Annotated in this window: 16 protein-coding genes and 1 pseudogene; 13 read left to right on the top strand and 4 right to left on the bottom strand. The window is 72.4% G+C overall.

Features of this window, described 5'->3' with window-relative positions; all coding sequences use genetic code 11:
- Positions 1-14 precede the first annotated feature (14 nt).
- The 3 genes from ACFYOH_RS17750 to ACFYOH_RS17740 all read left to right on the top strand — a co-directional run bounded on the left by ACFYOH_RS17750 (position 15) and on the right by ACFYOH_RS17740 (position 1,774).
- Positions 15-557, top strand: a complete 543-nt coding sequence (locus ACFYOH_RS17750) for a sigma-70 family RNA polymerase sigma factor (RefSeq protein ID WP_388626520.1) — start codon at positions 15-17, stop codon at positions 555-557.
- Positions 554-1,372: an anti-sigma factor domain-containing protein gene (locus ACFYOH_RS17745; RefSeq protein ID WP_388626519.1), complete on the top strand. Its 819-nt coding sequence runs from the start codon at positions 554-556 to the stop codon at positions 1,370-1,372. The genes ACFYOH_RS17750 and ACFYOH_RS17745 overlap by 4 nt, the downstream gene beginning before the upstream one ends.
- A 126-nt stretch (positions 1,373-1,498) precedes the next feature.
- Positions 1,499-1,774, top strand: coding sequence for a hypothetical protein (locus ACFYOH_RS17740; RefSeq protein ID WP_330340950.1), 276 nt, complete (start codon positions 1,499-1,501; stop codon positions 1,772-1,774).
- A 13-nt stretch (positions 1,775-1,787) separates the two neighbouring features.
- Here the strand turns inward: ACFYOH_RS17740 and ACFYOH_RS17735 are convergent, their stop codons facing one another.
- The 4 genes from ACFYOH_RS17735 to hmgA form a co-directional block, all read right to left on the bottom strand.
- Positions 1,788-2,996 (bottom strand): CaiB/BaiF CoA transferase family protein, encoded by a 1,209-nt coding sequence (locus tag ACFYOH_RS17735; protein ID WP_388626517.1) that lies wholly within the window; start codon positions 2,994-2,996, stop codon positions 1,788-1,790.
- 163 nt (positions 2,997-3,159) lie between these two features.
- Entirely contained in the window at positions 3,160-4,314 is a 1,155-nt protein-coding gene (locus ACFYOH_RS17730) for a type ISP restriction/modification enzyme (RefSeq protein ID WP_388626516.1), read from the bottom strand.
- 25 nt (positions 4,315-4,339) lie between these two features.
- Positions 4,340-5,089 (bottom strand): GntR family transcriptional regulator, encoded by a 750-nt coding sequence (locus ACFYOH_RS17725; RefSeq protein ID WP_388626515.1) that lies wholly within the window; start codon positions 5,087-5,089, stop codon positions 4,340-4,342.
- Positions 5,090-5,134: 45 nt separating this feature from the next.
- Positions 5,135-6,481 carry a homogentisate 1,2-dioxygenase gene (gene hmgA, locus ACFYOH_RS17720; RefSeq protein WP_388626513.1) on the bottom strand — a complete coding sequence of 449 codons (1,347 nt, stop codon included), beginning with the start codon at positions 6,479-6,481 and terminating at the stop codon, positions 5,135-5,137.
- A gap of 209 nt (positions 6,482-6,690) precedes the next feature.
- Between hmgA and ACFYOH_RS17715 the strand changes: the two genes are divergently transcribed.
- From ACFYOH_RS17715 to ACFYOH_RS17670, 10 genes and pseudogenes are all read left to right on the top strand, one after another.
- On the top strand, positions 6,691-7,893 hold the full coding sequence (locus ACFYOH_RS17715; RefSeq protein ID WP_388626512.1) for a PP2C family protein-serine/threonine phosphatase: 1,203 nt from the start codon (positions 6,691-6,693) through the stop codon (positions 7,891-7,893).
- A 133-nt stretch (positions 7,894-8,026) separates the two neighbouring features.
- Positions 8,027-8,584, top strand: coding sequence for a hypothetical protein (locus ACFYOH_RS17710; RefSeq protein ID WP_388626510.1), 558 nt, complete (start codon positions 8,027-8,029; stop codon positions 8,582-8,584).
- Between the two features lie 64 nt (positions 8,585-8,648).
- Positions 8,649-9,302 (top strand): TetR family transcriptional regulator, encoded by a 654-nt coding sequence (locus ACFYOH_RS17705; protein WP_388626508.1) that lies wholly within the window; start codon positions 8,649-8,651, stop codon positions 9,300-9,302.
- Positions 9,303-9,417: 115 nt separating this feature from the next.
- Complete coding sequence (locus tag ACFYOH_RS17700; RefSeq protein ID WP_388626507.1) at positions 9,418-11,649, top strand: molybdopterin oxidoreductase family protein; 2,232 nt, start codon at positions 9,418-9,420, stop codon at positions 11,647-11,649.
- Positions 11,650-11,775: 126 nt separating this feature from the next.
- Positions 11,776-11,987, top strand: a pseudogene (locus ACFYOH_RS17695) (citrate:proton symporter); the annotation flags it as partial.
- Between the two features lie 56 nt (positions 11,988-12,043).
- Complete coding sequence (locus ACFYOH_RS17690; protein ID WP_388626505.1) at positions 12,044-13,297, top strand: MFS transporter; 1,254 nt, start codon at positions 12,044-12,046, stop codon at positions 13,295-13,297.
- A gap of 99 nt (positions 13,298-13,396) precedes the next feature.
- Positions 13,397-14,062 (top strand): hypothetical protein, encoded by a 666-nt coding sequence (locus ACFYOH_RS17685; protein ID WP_388626504.1) that lies wholly within the window; start codon positions 13,397-13,399, stop codon positions 14,060-14,062.
- Entirely contained in the window at positions 14,049-14,720 is a 672-nt protein-coding gene (locus tag ACFYOH_RS17680; RefSeq protein WP_388626503.1) for a class F sortase, read from the top strand. Before ACFYOH_RS17685 ends, ACFYOH_RS17680 begins: the two co-directional genes overlap by 14 nt.
- A gap of 138 nt (positions 14,721-14,858) precedes the next feature.
- Positions 14,859-16,199, top strand: a complete 1,341-nt coding sequence (locus ACFYOH_RS17675; protein WP_388626501.1) for an ABC transporter ATP-binding protein — start codon at positions 14,859-14,861, stop codon at positions 16,197-16,199.
- A gap of 135 nt (positions 16,200-16,334) precedes the next feature.
- Positions 16,335-17,723 (top strand): aldehyde dehydrogenase family protein, encoded by a 1,389-nt coding sequence (locus ACFYOH_RS17670; protein ID WP_388626499.1) that lies wholly within the window; start codon positions 16,335-16,337, stop codon positions 17,721-17,723.
- The last annotated feature ends 13 nt before the right edge of the window (positions 17,724-17,736 follow it).

Below are 17,736 nucleotides of genomic sequence, written 5' to 3'. Positions count from 1 at the left end.
GAGAGGGGGCCCGCATGCGGGCGGACGAGCTGCTGGTGCTCGTCGCGGGCGGCGACCAGCGGGCGTTCGAGGATCTTTACGCACTGGTGTCCGGGCCGGTGTACGGACTCGTACGACGGGTGGTGCGCGACCCCGCCCAGTCCGAGGAGGTCGCCCAGGAGGTGCTGTTGGAGACATGGCGCTCGGCCGCCCGCTACGACCCCGGCCGGGGCAGCGCGCTGTCCTGGATCCTCACCCTCGCCCACCGCCGTGCCGTCGACCGGGTGCGCAGCGCACGCGCGGCCGGCGAACGCGAGCAGCGGGAGGCCCTGCGGGCCGGGGAGCCCGCCTTCGACCAGGTCGCCGAGGAGGTCGAGGCCGGCATGGAGCGCGAGTGGGTGCGCCGCTGTCTGCGCCGGCTCACGGACCTGCAACGCCAGTCCGTGACCCTCGCCTACTACGACGGCTACACCTACCGTGAGGTGGCCGAGCGGCTCTCGCTGCCGCTCGGCACGGTCAAGACGCGGATGCGCGACGGGCTCACCCGGCTCCGCGAGTGCCTGGGAGGTGCCGCGTGAGCTTCCTCGGCAAGCTGCTGCGCCGCGAGGATCTGCACTCCCTCGCCGCGCCCTACGCCCTCGACGCCCTCGAGCCGGGCGAGCGGCGCCGGTTCGAGAAACACCTGCAAGGGTGCGACCGCTGTACTGCCGAGGTGCGGGAGCTGGCCGAGGACGCGGTGCGCCTCGCCTGGTCCACGGCCGCCCACGCGCCCCCCGCCCTGCGCGAGCGGGTACTGGCCGCCGTACAGACGATCCCGCAGGAGCAGGCCAAGGCACCGGTCCGGGAGCGCACGCCCCAGCTGCCGCCGCACGTCTGGGGCACCCAGCCCCCGCCGGGACACACCCGTACGCCCCGCACGCGCCCCCTGTTCGTGCCGTTCGCCACGGCCACCGCGGCGACGGCCCTCGTCGTCGCCTCGCTCTTCGCCGTGCAGGCCCAGCGAACCCAGGACCGGCTGGACGCGGAGCGGGCCCGGGGACGTGAGATCGCCCACGTTCTGGCCGCGCCCGACGCCCGCGCCACCACCAGCAAGGACGCACAGGGCCGGGCGTTCGGAGTGATCGCTTCCGCCTCGGAGGGAGAAGCTGTCGTCACCCTCAGCGGATACGGCAGCCCGCCCGCCGGCCGTGTCCGTCAGCTCTGGCTCATGCGCCCCCGCACGCAACCGCGCTCCCTCGGGCTCTTCGCGGCCGACACGCCCTTGGTCGCGAAAGGTCTCGACACCTCCTCGACGTCACTCGCGGTGACCGTCGAGCCTGACGGCGGCTCAGCGCAACCCACCAGCCAGCCCATTGTCCAACTCACCCTGAAATCGGTCGGATTCGGAGAGTAGTCAAAGAGGGATGGTCAACACCCTTGCAGGGAAGGTGAATCCTGTGGGCGCGATACACGCGTGCCTCTCCGGGGCGATAGGGTTACTCTGCCCGGGCCGGGTGGACTCGTACGGGTGGGGAGTGACATGGAGCAGATAACAGTGCGCAGCAGGGCCAGGGTCCCTGCGATCACCTGCGGCAGCAGCGCGACCAGTTCGCGCCTCGACCGCCATCTGTCGGTGCTGGCGGGTCCCGCCATACCGCAGCGGGAGACGGTCGAGGCGACCTCGCTGATGCGTGAGCTGACGGCGCGTGACACCACGCACGAGCGTACGGGCCGGGGTGCCCGGGTGAGCCGGGTCTCGCTCTTCGCCCCGCTGCGTCGACTGCGCCGTTCGCTGTTCGGCGGCCACCGGCACTGAGCGCGCCGCGCGCTCAGGCCGCCACACCGTCCCGGCGCATCGCCGCGATCTCGTCGTCCGTCATCCCCACGGCACGCAGCAGCGCCCCGGTGTGCTGGCCCAGCGCGGGCACATCACCCATCCGTGCCTCGTCCCCGCCCGGCAGTGTGATCGGAGGCAGCAGCGCCTTCAGCGGTCCGACCGGCGACCCCACCTCCCGCCACCGCTCCCGGGCCGCCAGCTGCGGATGCCCGGCCAGTTCATGCAGATCACGCAGCCGGGCGCAGGCGAGGCCCGCCTTCTCCAGCCGGGCCAGGGCCTCCTCGGCGTCCAGTACGCCGAGGGCCCGTGCCACCAGTTCGTCCGTCTTCTCCCGGTTCGCCACCCGTGACGCGTTCGTCGCGTATGCCGGGTCCGTCCCCAATTCCGGGCGCCCTATGACCTGTTCGGCCAGCCGTCGCCACTCCCGGTCGTTCTGCACCGACAACAGCACGCGTCCGCCGTCCGCCGTCGAATAGGCGTCGTACGGCGCGATGACGGCGTGCGCCAGGCCGGTGCGCGCCGGGGGCTCACCCCCGTGCATCGCATGGTGCAGCGGATGCCCCAGCCACTCGGCGAGCGCCTCCAGCATCGAGACCTCCACCGGCCCGCCCCGCCCGGTGGTGCCGCGCCGGACGAGAGCCGCCAGGACGCCCGAGAACGCGTACATGGCCGCCGCGATGTCCGCCGCCGGGACGCCCGCCTTCACCGGCTGCTCCGGCGTCCCGGTCACCGACACGAGCCCCGCCTCGCACTGCACGAGCATGTCGTACGCCCGCTTGTCCGCGTACGGGCCGAAGGAGCCGTACCCCGAGATGTCCACGGCGATCAGCCGCGGATGCGCCGCACACAGCGTGGCCGCGTCCAGGCCGAGCCGGGCCGCCGCCCCGTGGGCGAGGTTCTGCACGAAGACGTCCGCGTCCGCGATCAGCCGCCGTACGGCCTCCAGGCCGCGTGGGTCCTTCAGGTCCAGCGCGAGGGACTCCTTGCCGCGGTTGCACCACACGAAGTGCGAGGCGAGACCGCGGGCCGCGGTGTCGTACCCGCGCGCGAAGTCGCCGCCGTCGACCCGCTCCACCTTGATGACCCTGGCTCCCAGGTCGGCGAGTTGCCGGGTCGCGAAGGGCGCGGACACGGCTTGTTCGACGGCGACGACGGTGATGCCGTCCAGGGGCAGGGGCTGCTGATCCGTGGGCTGTTCCATGCCCGGATCATGGCCCGTGACCGGCGGGTTTGTCAGCAGCCCGGGCACCGGCCACCCTGGCCGTACAGGCGCACGGATCCCCGCCCGACCTCTGTCGTCAGTCCCCTCGCCCAGATCGAGATCCAGCGCATGATGCCCGTCTGGAAGCCGCTCTGGGGCACCGCTAGATCAGGGCGAACTGGCCTCCCGGGCCCTCCTCGTGATGGTCCAGGACCGAGGCGGGGCGGCGGGACGCCTCCGGTACCGGGATGATGCCCGCCTCCCGGAGGTCGGTTGCCGTGATCGAGGTCGTCAGCTTCAACTCGGCCCGCCGCGGCCGCAGTTCGGCCAGCAGGGACAGGACCGTGATCAGTTCGAGCAGTTCCGACGTCCAGGTCTGCGGCCAGCCGGCCGGGCGGATCGCCGCCAGGGTGCCGGGTTCGGCCGGTGTCGTGCGGGTGGTGAACCAGGACTCCAGGACCCGGGCCCCGGCCACCTCGTAGTCCCAGGCCTCCGGTGGGACGGGGGAGATGCGGCCCTCGTCGACGTGGAGGGTCTCCTCGTCCTGGTCGTAGTGCACGGTGAGGGGCCGGACCGGCAGGGGCGCGCGGACGTAGGGGCGGCGGCCGCCCGGCAGTTTGGGGCGTTCGCCGTCGCGGCGCATCAGCCACAGCATGCGGCGGCCCAGTTCGACGCCGGTCGACCACAGGTCCGGGTCGTCCGTGAGCGGGACGGTCAGGTCGCCAGTGGTGGCCGCCAGGATCCAGGACAGGACATCGACCGGAGTGGGGGGCTCGCCCAGGCGGTCGGCGAGGTGGGCCGTGAGGCCTGACGCGAGGTTCGGTTCCGTGCCGCCGGGTCGGCGGTACAGGGGACGGACGCGGCCCGTGCGCAGGGTGGGCAGCAGGGAGGTCACCAGGAGCGGGACGTTCTCGTCTCCGCTCTCCACCGTGAAGACCTGGTGCGCGTCCGCCACCCGCCACAACTCCGGGCGCGCGGCGTCGATCAGCCGGTGGTCGGGGATCAGCCACTGTTCGTCGAAGGGCGCCGCCAGGACGCGAACCGGCTCGGCGCAGGGGCCCTCGGCGCGGGCCAGCCGCCCGGTGCCGGTGGACTGGCCGGGGAGCTGGCCCACCGCGGAGTTCGGCGTGCGGGCCCGGGTCGGCTCGAAGAGGGCCTCGCGATCCGGTCCCTCGGCCTTGAGCAGGGCCTCCCAGCGGGCCTTCAGGGAGCCGGGATCGGGTGCCGTCGGCCAGGTGCGGCCGGGCCGCAGCGGTGCGACGGACCACGGCATGAGGTCCGCCAGCAGCGGAGCGTCGTCGTGCGTCACGCAGGGCATGGTACGGCCTGTCCCCGACCCGGTATCAGGTTGCATCCAGGGTGACCGTGAACGAGAACCGGTCCCCCCGATACTGAATCACCGCCACGTCCAGCACCCGCCCGCCGCTGTCATATGTCACCCCCGTGTAGTGCAGGATCGGACTGAGCAGCGGCACCTGCAGCAGCCGCGCCGTCTCCGGGTCCGCGAGCCGTGCCTCAACGGTGTCCGTGATGCGGCTGATGTCCGCCCCGACCACGTCCCGCAGCACCTTTGTCATCGGCCAGCGGACCAGGTCCTCCAGGTCGATGCGCGCGGCGAGTTCGGGGCGTACATGGTTGACGGCGTGGTTGGTCGGCTCGCCGGTCTTCTCGTCGCTGCGGAGGCGGTGGTACGTCATCACCTGCGCGAGGCCCGGGAAGTACTCGGTGACACCGGCCGGCACCGGTGTCATGCCGTGGTCCAGCAGTTCCGTCGTCATCCCGGACTGCTGGGCCACGATCGCGTCCACCGAGCCCAGCAGCCGGACGGGCGCGCCCCGCCGCACGTCGGGCTCGATGAACGTGCCGCGCCGCCGGTGGCGGCTGATCAGTCCCTCGTCCTCCAGCTCCTTCAGCGCCTGCCGCATGGTCAGCACGCTCACGCCGTAGTGCTCCGCCAGCTGTTCCTCCGTGGGCAGCCGCAGCGGGTCCTCGGGGGAGCGGCCGAGTATCGAGGCGCGCAGCGACTGCGACACCTGGTACCACAGCGGCAGCTTGCGGTTCAGGACGATCGAATCCGGGGCGAAGGAGGTCACGCGGCTATCCGTACCTGTCGATGAACGTCAGGCGCAACAGAGGCGTCATCCGCGGAAATGGCGCTGGAGCCCCTGCCACACGTCGTCGTAGCGCTGCTGGAGGTGGTCGGCGCCGGCCGCGTGCGGGGTGAGGGTCACCGGCCAGCGGGTCTCGAACATGAAGGCCAGACCGTCGTCGATCTTCTGCGGCTTCAGCTCGGCCGCGCTGGCCCTGTCGAAGGTCTCCCGGTCCGGGCCGTGCGCCGACATCATGTTGTGCAGCGAGCCGCCGCCGGGCACGAAGCCCTCCGCCTTGGCGTCGTACGCGCCCTCGATCAGGCCCATGTACTCGCTCATCACGTTCCGGTGGAAGTACGGCGGCCGGAAGGTGTCCTCGCCCACCAGCCAGCGCGGGGCGAAGACGACGAAATCGACGCCGGCCAGGCCCGGGGTGTCCGACGGGGACGTCAGGACCGTGAAGATGGAGGGGTCCGGGTGGTCGTAGGAGATGGTGCCGATCACATTGAAACGGCGCAGGTCATAGACGTACGGCACATGGTTGCCATGCCAGGCGACCACATCGAGCGGCGAGTGGTCGTAGGTGGCCGTCCACAGGTTGCCGCAGAACTTGTTCACCACCTCCACCGGGCCGGCCACGTCCTCGTACGCCGCCACCGGTGCCCGGAAGTCCCGGGCGTGGGCGAGGCCATTGGCGCCGATCGGGCCGAGGTCGGGCAGCTGGAACGGTGCGCCGTAGTTCTCGCACACATAACCCCGCGCGGAATCATCCAGCAGCTCCACACGGAAGCGCACCCCACGGGGAATCAGCGCCACATGTGCGGGTTCCACAGCGAGCCGGCCGAACTCGGTGTGCAGGAGCAGTCCGCCGTGCTCCGGCACGATCAGCAGCTCGCCGTCGGCGTCGGAGAAGACGCGCTCCATCGAGGTGTCGGCGTGGTACAGGTGCACGGCCATGCCGGCGCGCTGGGTGGCGTCGCCGTTGCCGCCGAGCGTCCACAGTCCGGCGAGGAAGTCGGTGCCGGCCGGCGGCTCGGGCAGCGGGTTCCAGCGCAGCCGGTTGGGGTCGGGCACGGTCTCGGTGAAGGGGGCCGTGCGGATCGTGCCGTTGCCGGTGCGGGTGAACGCCGGGTGCGCGGCCGAGGGGCGGATGCGGTAGAGCCAGGAGCGGCGGTTGTGCGCCCGCGGCTCGGTGAACGCCGTACCGCTCAGCTGCTCCGCGTACAGCCCGAGCGGGGCCCGCTGCGGTGAGTTGCGGCCCTCGGGCAGTGCGCCCGGCACCGCCTCCGAGGCGTGTTCGTTGCCGAATCCGGTCAGATACGACAGTCCCGCAGCGGCCTTGCGCGCTTCCCCACGCTCGAACACGCTCGCGCGGGAGGCACCCCCATCGCTCATGATCGCTCCCTTGCGCTCCTGATCGCGCTGTTGATCGCGCTCCTTATTCCTATGTATCACCGTAGGAATACGCGAGGGCGGGCGCAAGAGGGCCGCCGTACTCCGCCGGCGAGCGGGCGCACGCGGAAAGACCCCTGTTCCGGCCGGACCGTCCCTGACGTGAGAGGGGGCGGGAGCGGTGTGAGACTGGGCGCGGAAGGGGTGATCCCGTGTCGGACCCACCGCACGCGCCCGTCGGCTCCGACGCCGCCGTCGACGAGAGTCGGCTGGAGGAGCTGATCGTCGAGGCGCAGACGGCCCTGCCGGTCGAACTGCCCGCCCTGGCGCACCGGTGCGCTTCGGCTCTCGGCCTGGACAGCGCGCTGATCTACCTCGTCGACCTGCAACAACGGCAGTTCATCCCGCTGGACGAGGCCCTGGAGCCGCTGTCGGTGGCCGACTCGTCGGCCGGCTGGGCGTACCGCACCCTCTCCCCGCGGGTGGCCGACACCGACGACGGCGTGATCATCTGGATGCCTCTGGTCGACGGCGCGGAGCGGCTGGGCGTGCTGGCGGTGCGGACCGCCTCGCCGGACGAGGCACGCATGCGCCGCAGCAGGATGCTCGCCCATCTGTTGGCCATGCTGATCACCTCCAAGCGCGCCTACAGCGACTGGCTCGCCGCCCGCATCCGCACCGCGACCATGGGATTGCCCGCCGAGATGCTGCGGGCCTTCCTGCCACCCCGCACCATCGGCAGCAGGAGGTGTGTCTCGACGGCGGTCCTGGAACCGGCCTACGACATCGCCGGCGACGCCTTCGACCACTCGGTGGTCAAGAACGTGCTGCACACCATGATCCTCGACGCCATGGGGCACGACCTGGCCTTCGGCCTGACCACGTCGGTCGCCATGGCGGCGGCGCGGAACACCCGCCGCGGCGGTGGCGACCTGGCCGACGTCGTCGGTTCCGTGGACCGGGCGCTCGCCCAGTGGCTGCCCGACCATTTCTGCACCGGGGTGCGGTGCCGGCTCGATGCGATCACCGGGGTGCTGCGCTGGGTCAACTGCGGTCACCCCCCGCCGCTGCTGATCCGTTCCGAGCGGGTGGTCCACGGCGCGCTCGACAGCCCCCCGCAGCCCCCGATCGGCCTGGCCGGCGAGCTCGCTCCGGCGGCCCGGCAGGTCCGCGAGACGACACTGGAACCGGGCGACCACGTCCTGCTCTACACCGACGGGGTCGTGGAGGCACGCGACGCGAACGGAGTGGGGTTCGGCCTCGACCGGTTCACCGACTTCATCATCCGCTCCTCCGCCGCCGGGCAACGCCCGGCAGAGGTGCTGCGATTGCTCATCCACGCCCTCCTCGACCACCAGCGCAACCGACTGCGGGACGACGCGAGCATCCTGCTCTTCGAATGGCACCCGCAGTGACTCCGCCCCGACGCCGACCGCGAGTGCGTCCGGACCCGGCCGCGCCTACTCCCCCAGGGGGACCTCGCGGAGCGGGCAGAACCAGACTTGAGGCGGATTCGGGAGACCGGAGGCCTGCTCTACTCTCCGGGGCATGCCGAGGACGTCGTGGACCCGCAGGACGCTCGCCGCGCTCGCGGCGGCCGTCCTGCTGCCGCTCGGCACGGCGGCCTGCACGACCGGGCACCCCCACGGCGGCACGGTCTCGCCCTCGCCGGTCGGCAAGGTCCTGGACGACACCGACTCCACCGGCCGGCATCTGCGCGAGGTCGCCAAGAAGAACGCGCCGCAGGTCGGTGTCGAGGTCACCCCGGACTCCGTCGGCGGCTGGGACGTCCGGCTGACGTTCCACCACTTCCGCTGCTCCGCACCCGGCGCCGGCACCACGGCGGTCCCCGGGCGCGGGCTCGTGTACCTCTTCGTCGACGGCCACCGGATCACCCGGCTGGGCTCCCACGAGTACCACCTGCCCGACGGTCTCGTCCCGCACGGCACCCACCACGTCACCGCCCGGCTGTACGCCGACGACGGCACCGTGTGGGCCGTGCACGGCAAGCCGGTCCAGAGCACCGCCGACATTACGGTGTCGGAGGCGGAGACGGCGCCGGCCCGGCCCTCGACCGGCACGGCGACCCCGGCCGCCGGGAACTGAGTGCACCGGCCACTCTTCTCCGTACTGGAGGGCAAGGTTCACCCGGCCCCGGCGGAGAGGCATCATGAAGTCCGTGCCCCACGCGACATCGCTCCGCCGCGCGCCGGTCCAGCGGCGCAGTGCCGAACGGCTGACCAGGATCCTCGACGCCTGCGCCGAACTCCTCGACGAGGTCGGCTACGACGCCCTGAGCACCCGCGCGGTCGCCCTGCGCGCCGGTGTGCCCATCGGCTCGGTCTACCGGTTCTTCGGCAACAAGCGGCAGATGGCCGACGCCCTCGCCCAGCGCAACCTGGAGCGGTACACCGAGCGGGTCACCGAGCGGCTGAGGAAGGCGGGCGGTGGGGGTGCCTCCCGCGCGAGCGCAGCCGGGCATCGGGGAGACTGGCGGGTCGCGATGGACGCGGTCCTCGACGAGTACCTGGCCATGAAGCGCACCGCGCCCGGCTTCTCCCTGGTCGACTTCGGCAACCAGATACCCGTCGGCGCCCGGCACTCCGAGCCCAACACCCGCGTCGCCGACCGCCTCACCGACCTGCTCTCCGGCTACCTGGGCCGCACCCCCGACGACGACCTGCGCCGGGTCTTCCTGGTCGCCGTGGAGAGCGCGGACGCCCTCGTCCAGCTGGCCTTCCGGACCGACCCGGACGGCGACGAGGCGATCATCACGGAGACCCGGGAGCTGCTGCGGGCGTATCTGGCGCGCGTACTCGACTGACGTTCCCCGCCATCGTTCACGGGAAGAGACCTCCCCTCCATGCGTACCGGTCGGTATGCTCGCTCCGGGCCGTGCCGCGCTCACCAGGCACCGCCGCCGACCCCCGGGAGGACCCGTGCCCCGCACCGCCCTGCGAATCTGCCCCCTGTGCGAGGCCACCTGCGGGCTGACCCTCACCATCGAGGGCACCCGTGTCACCGGCGCCCGCGGTGACCGCGAGGACGTCTTCAGCAACGGGTTCATCTGCCCCAAGGGTGCGTCCTTCGGGGCCGTCGACTCCGACCCCGACCGGCTGCGCACCCCGCTCGTGCGCAAGGACGGCGAACTGCGCGAGGCCACCTGGGAGGAGGCCTTCGACGCGGTCGCCGCCGGGCTCCGGCCGGTCGTGGAGGGCCGCGGCCCGGACTCCGTCGCCGTGGTCCTGGGCAACCCCAACGTGCACACCGTGGCCGGCGCCCTCTACCCGCAGGTCCTTCTCGCCGGCCTGCGCACCCGCAGCCTGTTCACCGCCTCCACGGTCGACCAGATGCCCAAGCACGTCTCCAGCGGGCTGCTCTTCGGCGACGCGAACGCCATCCCCGTACCGGATCTGGACCACACCGACCATCTGCTGCTCATCGGCGCCAACCCACTGGAGTCCAACGGGAGTCTGTGCACCGCCCCCGACTTCCCCGGCAAGCTCAAGGCGCTCAGGGCCCGCGGCGGACACCTCACCGTGGTGGACCCGCGCCGCACCCGCACCGCGAAGCTCGCCGACCGGCACCTGGCGGTCCGCCCCGGCACCGACGCCCTGCTGCTCGCGGCGATGGCGCAGACCCTCTTCGCGGAGGACCTGGTCGACCTCGCCGACCTCGCCCCGCACGTCCAGGGCCTCGACGAACTCCGGGAAGCAGTAAAGGACTTCACCCCCGAAGCTGTGGCGGAGGCCTGTGACGTCGACGCGCGGACCATCCGCACCCTCGCCCGCGAACTCGCCGCCGCCCCCACCGCCGCCGTCTACGCCCGCATCGGCAGCTGCACCGTCCCGCACGGCACCCTGGCCAGCTGGCTGGTGGACGTCCTCAACATCCTCACCGGCAACCTGGACCGGCCCGGCGGCGCCCTCTTCCCGCAGGCCGCCACGGACAGGACGCCCCGCCCGGCGGGCCCCGGCCGCGGCTTCGCGCTCGGCCGCTGGCACTCCCGGGTGCGCAAACTCGCCGAGGCCAAGGGCGAGTTGCCGCTCTCCGCGCTCGCCGAGGAGATCGACACCGGCACCGACGAGGGCGAACCGATCCGCGCCCTGATCGTCGTGGCCGCCAACCCGGTGCTGTCCGCGCCCGACGGCGACCGCCTCGACAAGGCCCTGGACTCCCTGGACTTCATGGTCAGCGTCGACCCGTACCTGAACGAGACCTCCCGCCACGCCGACGTCGTGCTGCCCCCGCCCCCGCCCTCCCAGAGCCCGCACCACGACTTCGCCTTCAACACCCTCGCCGTGCGCAACCAGGTCCGCTACAGCCGCCCCGCCGTCCCGCTGGAGCCCGGCCGTATGGCCGAGAGCGAGATCCTCGCCCGGCTGATCCTCGCGGCCACCGGCATGCACGGTGCCGACCCGGCCGCCGTCGACGCCATGGTCGTCGACCAGACCCTCGGCAAGGCCGTACAGGAGAAGCACTCGCCGGTGTACGGCCGCGACCCCAAGGAGCTCGCCGCCGAACTCACCGGCGAGACCGGCCCCGAGCGCCGGCTGGACCTGATGCTCCGCCTCGGCCCGTACGGCGACGGCTTCGGCGTACGGCCCGACGGGCTGACCCTGGACAGGCTGCTCGCCCACCCGCACGGCATCGACCTCGGCCCACTGCGCCCGCGCCTGCCGCAGCCGCTGAAGACCCGCAGCGGCAAGGTGGAGTTGCTGCCCGAGCCGATCGCCGCCGACCTGCCGCGGCTGCGTCAGGCCCTGCGCGAGCGCCCCGAGGGCCTCGTCCTCGTCGGCCGCCGCCACCTTCGCTCCAACAACAGCTGGATGCACAACGTGCCCGCCCTCACCGGCGGCTCCAACCGCTGCACCCTGCACATTCACCCCGAGGACGCGGCCCGCCTCGGCGTCCGGGACGGGGCGGACGTACGCGTGAAGGGCGCCGGGGGAGAGGTGGTGGCGCCGGCCGAGGTCACCGACGCCGTACGGCCCGGGGTGGTGAGCCTGCCGCACGGCTGGGGCCACGACCGCCCCGGCACCCGCCTCGGCCACGCCACCACCACCCCCGGAGTCAACGTCAACCAGCTCCTCGACGGCAGCCTGCTCGACCCGCTCTCCGGCAACGCGGTCCTCAACGGCGTCCCCGTCCAGCTCACCGCAAGCCTGTGACCTGGACTTTCGCGCTTATTGCCCACACGTCAACATCTTGTTGACGCCGACCGACGGGACCTAACGTCATCGCACCGCCGACCCCCAGGTGGGATGTTCAAGGGCGAACGTTAGGTATCCACTCATATGCTCACCATCCTCGGCTTCGCCATGATCACGACCTTCCTGGTCCTGATCATGCTGAAGAAGATGTCGCCTCGATCGCGGCGCTCGTGCTCACACCCGCGCTCTTCTGCGTGTTCGTGGGCAAGGGTGCCAAGCTGGGCGACTACGTCATCGACGGCGTCACCGGCCTCGCCCCCACCGCGGCGATGCTCATGTTCGCGATCGTCTGGTGGTGCTCGGGGCAGGAATCCTCTTCGGCATCATCTGACTCTCCGGAAAGGGACTTTCCATGGCGCCCCGTGGGAACCGCGGCTGGCTGCTCCGCCTCGTCCTCGCCTTCGGCTTCGCGCAGGGGGCGGTGTCGATGGCCCGGCCCGCCGTCTCCTACCGGGCCCTCGCGCTGGGCGCCGACGAGCGGGCGGTCGGCGTCATCGCGGGCGTCTACGCCCTGTTGCCCCTCTTCGCCGCCGTACCGCTCGGCCGGCGCACCGACCACGGCCGCTGCGCACCCCTGCTGCCGGCGGGCGTGGTCCTGATCTCCGGCGGCTGCGCGCTGAGCGGACTGGCCGGCTCCCTCTGGGCGATGGCTCTGTGGAGCGGGGTGATGGGCCTCGGCCACCTCTGCTTCGTCATCGGCGCCCAGTCGCTCGTCGCCCGCCAGTCCGCGCCGCCCGAACGGGACCGCAACTTCGGGCACTTCACCATCGGCGCCTCCCTCGGCCAGCTCATCGGCCCCGTCGCCGCCGGCGCCATGATCGGCGGCCCCGCCATGGCGCACAGCAGCGCGCTCGCCCTGGTCGTGGCGGGCGCGGGCGCGGCCGTCGCCTTCACCTCGCTGTGGCGCATCGAGGACCGTACGGCCGTCAAGTCCGGTGCGCGGCAGGGAGACCGCGTGCCGGTGGGCCGCATCCTGCGCGCCCGTGGAGTACCCGCGGGCATGCTGATCAGCCTCTCCGTCCTGTCCGCGACGGACATCCTCACCGCGTATCTCCCGGTGGTCGGCGAGCACCGGGCCATCGCCCCTTCGGCGGTCGGCGTCCTGCTCAGCCTGCGCGCGGGCGCCACGATCGCCTGCCGCCTGGTGCTCACCCCGCTGCTCCGGCTGCTGGGCCGCCCCGCGCTGCTCACCCTGACCTGCTTCCTGGCGGCGGTGCTGTGCGCGGGAGTCGCGGTGCCGGTGCCGGTGTGGGTGCTCGGTCTGATGCTCACGCTCTTGGGCTTCTGTCTGGGGGTGGGCCAGCCGCTGTCGATGACGACGGTGGTGCAGGCGGCGCCGGCGGAGGCCCGCTCCACGGCGCTCGCACTGCGCCTGACCGGCAACCGGCTCGGCCAGGTGGCCGCGCCGGCCGCGGCGGGCCTGGTCGCGGGCCTGGCGGGGGTCGCGGCGCCGTTCGTGCTGCTGGGGGCGTTGCTGCTGCTGTCCGCAGGGGTGGCGCTGCGGTCGCCGGAGAAGCCGGAGAAGCCGGAGGAGACGGAGGGCGAGGGGCGGACCGCGCGTCGCAGGCCACCGCGCTCGGCATTGCGCCGCACGAGCGATCTCTGACGACGCGCCGGGTGTCGGTTCGTCAGATATGCGACACATAAAGCACAGTCCAGATGAAAGAGGGATTGTATGAAAATCGTCTGACGCGGAGGAATGTGCATGCCCACCCTGACCTCACCACGTGCCTTCGGTTCCCGTGCGGGCGCCACTGTTGTCCTCACCGCCCTCGCCGCGGCGGTTGTGTCGTGGGTGGTGGCACCGACCGCGGCGGCCCAGGCCGGCGAGAACGGCGACATCAGGATCCATCCCGTGGGCCCGGCGGGCCCCGACAACACGACGGACGCCCCGGTGGTGTGCAAGTTCTACCTGGACGCCATCAACTTCGACGCTCTGCCCACCATCCCCTACACCATCACGGCGCAGCCCCCGTTGCCCACGGCGGCCACGACCACCGGCACCATCCAACTCGGCGGCGGCGCCGGTCACACGGACACGATCGGGCTCGCCGACGGGCAGTACACGCTCACCTGGGTCGTGTCCGGCGCCACCAAGCAGAAGATCTTCCGGGTCAGCTGCCATGGCAGGAGACACGAGGAGAAACACGAACCGGGCGGTCAGATCTCCGACGACCACCGGGACGACGCAACATGGGGGCGTGGTGACCACTACGACCCGAGGGGCGGCGTGCACGCGGGCGGCGGCGGCCTGATCGACACCGCCGCGGCGTACTCACCGGTGGCCGCCGCGGGCGTCGTGGGCCTGACCGCGGTCGGCGGTGCCGTGTACGTCCGGCGGAACCGCCGGCGGCCCCATGGCGCCGCGTAGGCGCAGACGCAGGCCGTGGTACCGGACCCGCGCCTACCGCCTCACCAGGACGGCCCTGCTGGTGACCGTCCTGGTGACGACCGGGAGCCGGTGCGGGGGACACGGCGGGGCCGGCCAGGCCGGCGACCCGGACGGGGTGGCGGTCGCCGGGCCGGGCGTCTCAAGCGCCGACGGGCGCCCCACGCCCCCGCCCCGTCCGCTGCCCCGGTCCCGGCCGACGTCCTTCCGCATCCCCTCGCTGGGGATCGACGCCCAGGTCGCGGCCGTCCGGCTGGACGGGGAGCGGCAGTTGGCGACGCCGCCGGTCGACCGGCCCAAGCTGGTCGGCTGGTACGAGGGCGGCCCCACACCGGGCGAGTCCGGCACCGCGATCGCCGTCGGCCACCGCGACACCAGGACCGGGCCCGCCGTCTTCGCCGCCCTCGCCTTCGTCAAACCCGGCCAACCCATCGAGGTCAGGCGCGCCGACGGCCGTACCGCCGTCTACAGCGTCGACCAGGTGAAGGTCTTCGACAAGGCGGAGTTTCCGGACCAGGAGGTCTACGGCCGGACCCGGCGCCCCGAACTGCGCGTGCTCACCTGCGGCGGCCTCTACACCCGGCGGACGGGCTACACCAGCAACGTGGTGGTCCTCGCCCACCTGACCGCGACCAAGTGACACGCAGGGCCGCGCGATGTCTTCCCCCGGCCGGGCACATTCCGTTAACTTCCGTGACCCACAGGCCCCGTTCGACCCGCGCGGGGTCTTCGGACCACGGAGCAGCGGCGCTCCGGACAGCCCCCGGGGGCGGCAGGCATGACACGCGCCATCGAACTGCACGACGTGAGCAAGTCCTACGCACGCGGCCCACGCGTGGTCGACGGGCTCTCGCTGGACATCGCCCCCGGCGAGTTCCTGGTCCTGCTCGGCCCGTCCGGCTGCGGCAAGTCCACCGTGCTGCGGATGATCGCCGGACTGGAGGACATCGACGAGGGCGAGCTGCTGCTCGACGGCGAGTACGCCAACCACTGGCAGCCCTCCGAGCGGGGCATGGCCATGGTCTTCCAGAACTTCGCCCTGTATCCGAACATGACCAGCCGTGACAACATCGGTTTCCCGCTGCGCATCGAGGACCCCGGCGCGGATCCCGCTCCCCGCGTCTCGGCCACCGCCCGCATGCTGGGCATCGAGGAACTGCTCGACCGCTTCCCGAGCCAGCTCTCCGGCGGCGAGCGGCAGCGGGTCGCCATGGGCCGGGCCATCTCGCGCCACCCTTCCGCCTTCCTGATGGACGAGCCGCTGTCCAACCTCGACGCCAAGCTGCGCAACCACCTGCGCGCCGAGATATCCCAGCTCACCCGAGAGCTGGGCGTCACCACGGTGTACGTCACCCACGACCAGGCCGAGGCGATGTCCCTCGGCGACCGGGTCGCCGTACTGCGCGGCGGCGTGCTCCAGCAGGTCGGCACCCCGCGCCAGGTCTACGCCCTGCCCCGCAACGTCTTCACCGCCGCCTTCATCGGCACCCCGCGCATCAACCTGCTGCGCGGCCTGGTCCGCGCCCCGCTGGACGGCGCCATGACCATCAGCCTGGGCAAACAGGCCCTGCGGCTGCCCGAACCGCTCTGCCTGGACCACCAGTTGCTGCGCGTGCAGCAGGGCCGGGAGGTGATCGTGGGACTGCGGTCGGAGGCGGTGCGCATCGCCAAGCACAGCTCCGCCCGGCCCGGGGAGGTGGCGATCACCGGGCTCGTGGAGCACGTGGAGTTCCAGGGGCACGAGATCCTGGTCCACTTCGACACCGGTTCCCGGCCCGCCGTCGTACCCGAACTGGAGGCCCCGCGCCCCGCCGCCCGGCCGACGCGACGGCGGCACAGGGAAGGCCCCTCCGCACTGGACCGGCTGCGGGAACGGGCCGGAGCGCGGCGCGCCGGGCCGGTGGTCGTGCTCGAACCCGGGGGAGAGGGCGGGCCCGAGCCCGCGCCCCCGGAGGGCCGGCTCCCCGGCGACCTGGTGGTGCGCACCACCCCGGACCTCCGGCTGCACCACGGCATGCAGGTCCCGCTCCTCGTCGACCTCGCACATCTCTTCGTCTTCGACCAGCAGGGCGACCGCATCTGCCCGTCCCCCGACCGGCTGCCCGACCTGGACGAGTGAGCTGCCCCACCTGCACGCGTGGGCACCGGCCGCCCCGGCGATGATGTCCGGGTACGTCCGGCAACCGCTGGCGCCAAAAAACTAACGTCGCTAGTTTGTGTGCCGGACGACGCAGACCCGCCGGGAGGAAGCAGCATGAAGGCACACGACGGCCTGTACATCGACGGCGCCTGGCGCCCCGCCGAGAGCACGGATGTGATCGAGGTCGTGAACCCGGCCGACGAGCAGGTCATCGCCAGGGTCCCGGCGGGCGGCGCCCTGGACGTCGACACCGCCGTACGCGCGGCCCGCGCCGCCCTGCCCGCCTGGGCCGCTACGCCGCCGGCCGAGCGCGCCGCGCGCCTCGCCGCCCTCCGTGACGTCCTCGTGGCCCGCAAGGACGAGATCGCCGAGACCGTCACCGCCGAACTGGGCGCCCCGCTGCAGTTCTCCCAGGCCGTGCACGCGGCCGTGCCGATCGCCGTCGCCGGCTCCTACGCCGAGCTGGCCGCGACCCACTCCTTCGAGGAGAAGGTCGGCAACTCCACGGTCCTGCACGAGCCGGTCGGCGTGGTCGCCGCGATCACCCCCTGGAACTACCCGCTGCACCAGATCGTCGCCAAGGCCGCCCCGGCGCTCGCCGCGGGCTGCACGGTGGTCCTCAAGCCCGCCGAGGACACCCCGCTCACCGCCCAGCTGTTCACCGAGGCGGTGCACGAGGCGGGCGTGCCGGCCGGTGTGTTCAATCTGGTCACCGGCCTCGGCCCGGTCGCCGGCCAGGCGCTCGCCGAGCACCCGGGCGTGGATCTGGTCTCCTTCACCGGCTCCACGGCGGTCGGCAGGCAGATCGGCGCGGTGGCGGGCGCGGCCGTCAAACAGGTGGCCCTCGAACTCGGCGGCAAGTCCGCCAACGTCATCCTGCCGAGCGCCGACCTCGCCAAGGCGGTGAACGTCGGCGTCGCCAACGTGATGTCCAACTCCGGGCAGACCTGCAGCGCCTGGACCCGCATGCTGGTCCACCGCGACCAGTACGACGAGGCCGTCGAACTGGCCGCCGCGGCCGCCGCCAAGTACGGCGACCGCATCGGCCCGGTCGTCAACGCCAAGCAGCGGGCGAGGGTGCGCGGCTACATCGAGAAGGGCATCACCGAGGGCGCCCGCCTGGTCGCCGGCGGCCCCGAATTTCCGCAGGAGAAGGGCTACTTCATCAGCCCCACGGTCTTCGCGGACGTGACCCCGGAGATGACCATCGCCCAGGAGGAGATCTTCGGCCCGGTCCTGTCGATTCTGCGGTACGACGACGAGGAGGACGCCCTGCGCATCGCCAACGGCACGGTCTACGGCCTCGCCGGCGCCGTCTGGGCGGGCGACGAGGCCGAGGCGGTGGCCTTCGCCCGGCGCATGGACACCGGCCAGGTGGACATCAACGGTGGCCGGTTCAACCCCGTGGCCCCCTTCGGCGGCTACAAGCAGTCCGGAGTCGGCCGCGAACTCGGCGCGCACGGACTCACCGAGTACCTCCAGACCAAGTCCCTCCAGTTCTAAGGAAGTACCCGAG

The organism is Streptomyces sp. NPDC007856 (genome assembly GCF_042868225.1).
Classification (GTDB): Bacteria; Actinomycetota; Actinomycetes; order Streptomycetales; family Streptomycetaceae; genus Streptomyces.
This window is presented reverse-complemented; position numbering and strand designations above follow the sequence as displayed.

Bases quoted from the DNA above. Each gene is read 5' to 3' on its own strand.
- hmgA (WP_388626513.1), bottom strand. From the start codon at position 6,481: ATGAGCGATGGGGGTGCCTCCCGCGCGAGCGTGTTCGAGCGTGGGGAA.
- ACFYOH_RS17685 (WP_388626504.1), top strand. From the start codon at position 13,397: ATGCCCACCCTGACCTCACCACGTGCCTTCGGTTCCCGTGCGGGCGCC.
- ACFYOH_RS17710 (WP_388626510.1), top strand. From the start codon at position 8,027: ATGCCGAGGACGTCGTGGACCCGCAGGACGCTCGCCGCGCTCGCGGCG.
- ACFYOH_RS17680 (WP_388626503.1), top strand. From the start codon at position 14,049: ATGGCGCCGCGTAGGCGCAGACGCAGGCCGTGGTACCGGACCCGCGCC.
- ACFYOH_RS17735 (WP_388626517.1), bottom strand. From the start codon at position 2,996: ATGGAACAGCCCACGGATCAGCAGCCCCTGCCCCTGGACGGCATCACC.
- ACFYOH_RS17675 (WP_388626501.1), top strand. From the start codon at position 14,859: ATGACACGCGCCATCGAACTGCACGACGTGAGCAAGTCCTACGCACGC.
- ACFYOH_RS17690 (WP_388626505.1), top strand. From the start codon at position 12,044: ATGGCGCCCCGTGGGAACCGCGGCTGGCTGCTCCGCCTCGTCCTCGCC.
- ACFYOH_RS17730 (WP_388626516.1), bottom strand. From the start codon at position 4,314: ATGCCCTGCGTGACGCACGACGACGCTCCGCTGCTGGCGGACCTCATG.
- ACFYOH_RS17705 (WP_388626508.1), top strand. From the start codon at position 8,649: ATGAAGTCCGTGCCCCACGCGACATCGCTCCGCCGCGCGCCGGTCCAG.
- ACFYOH_RS17670 (WP_388626499.1), top strand. From the start codon at position 16,335: ATGAAGGCACACGACGGCCTGTACATCGACGGCGCCTGGCGCCCCGCC.
- ACFYOH_RS17750 (WP_388626520.1), top strand. From the start codon at position 15: ATGCGGGCGGACGAGCTGCTGGTGCTCGTCGCGGGCGGCGACCAGCGG.
- ACFYOH_RS17740 (WP_330340950.1), top strand. From the start codon at position 1,499: ATGGAGCAGATAACAGTGCGCAGCAGGGCCAGGGTCCCTGCGATCACC.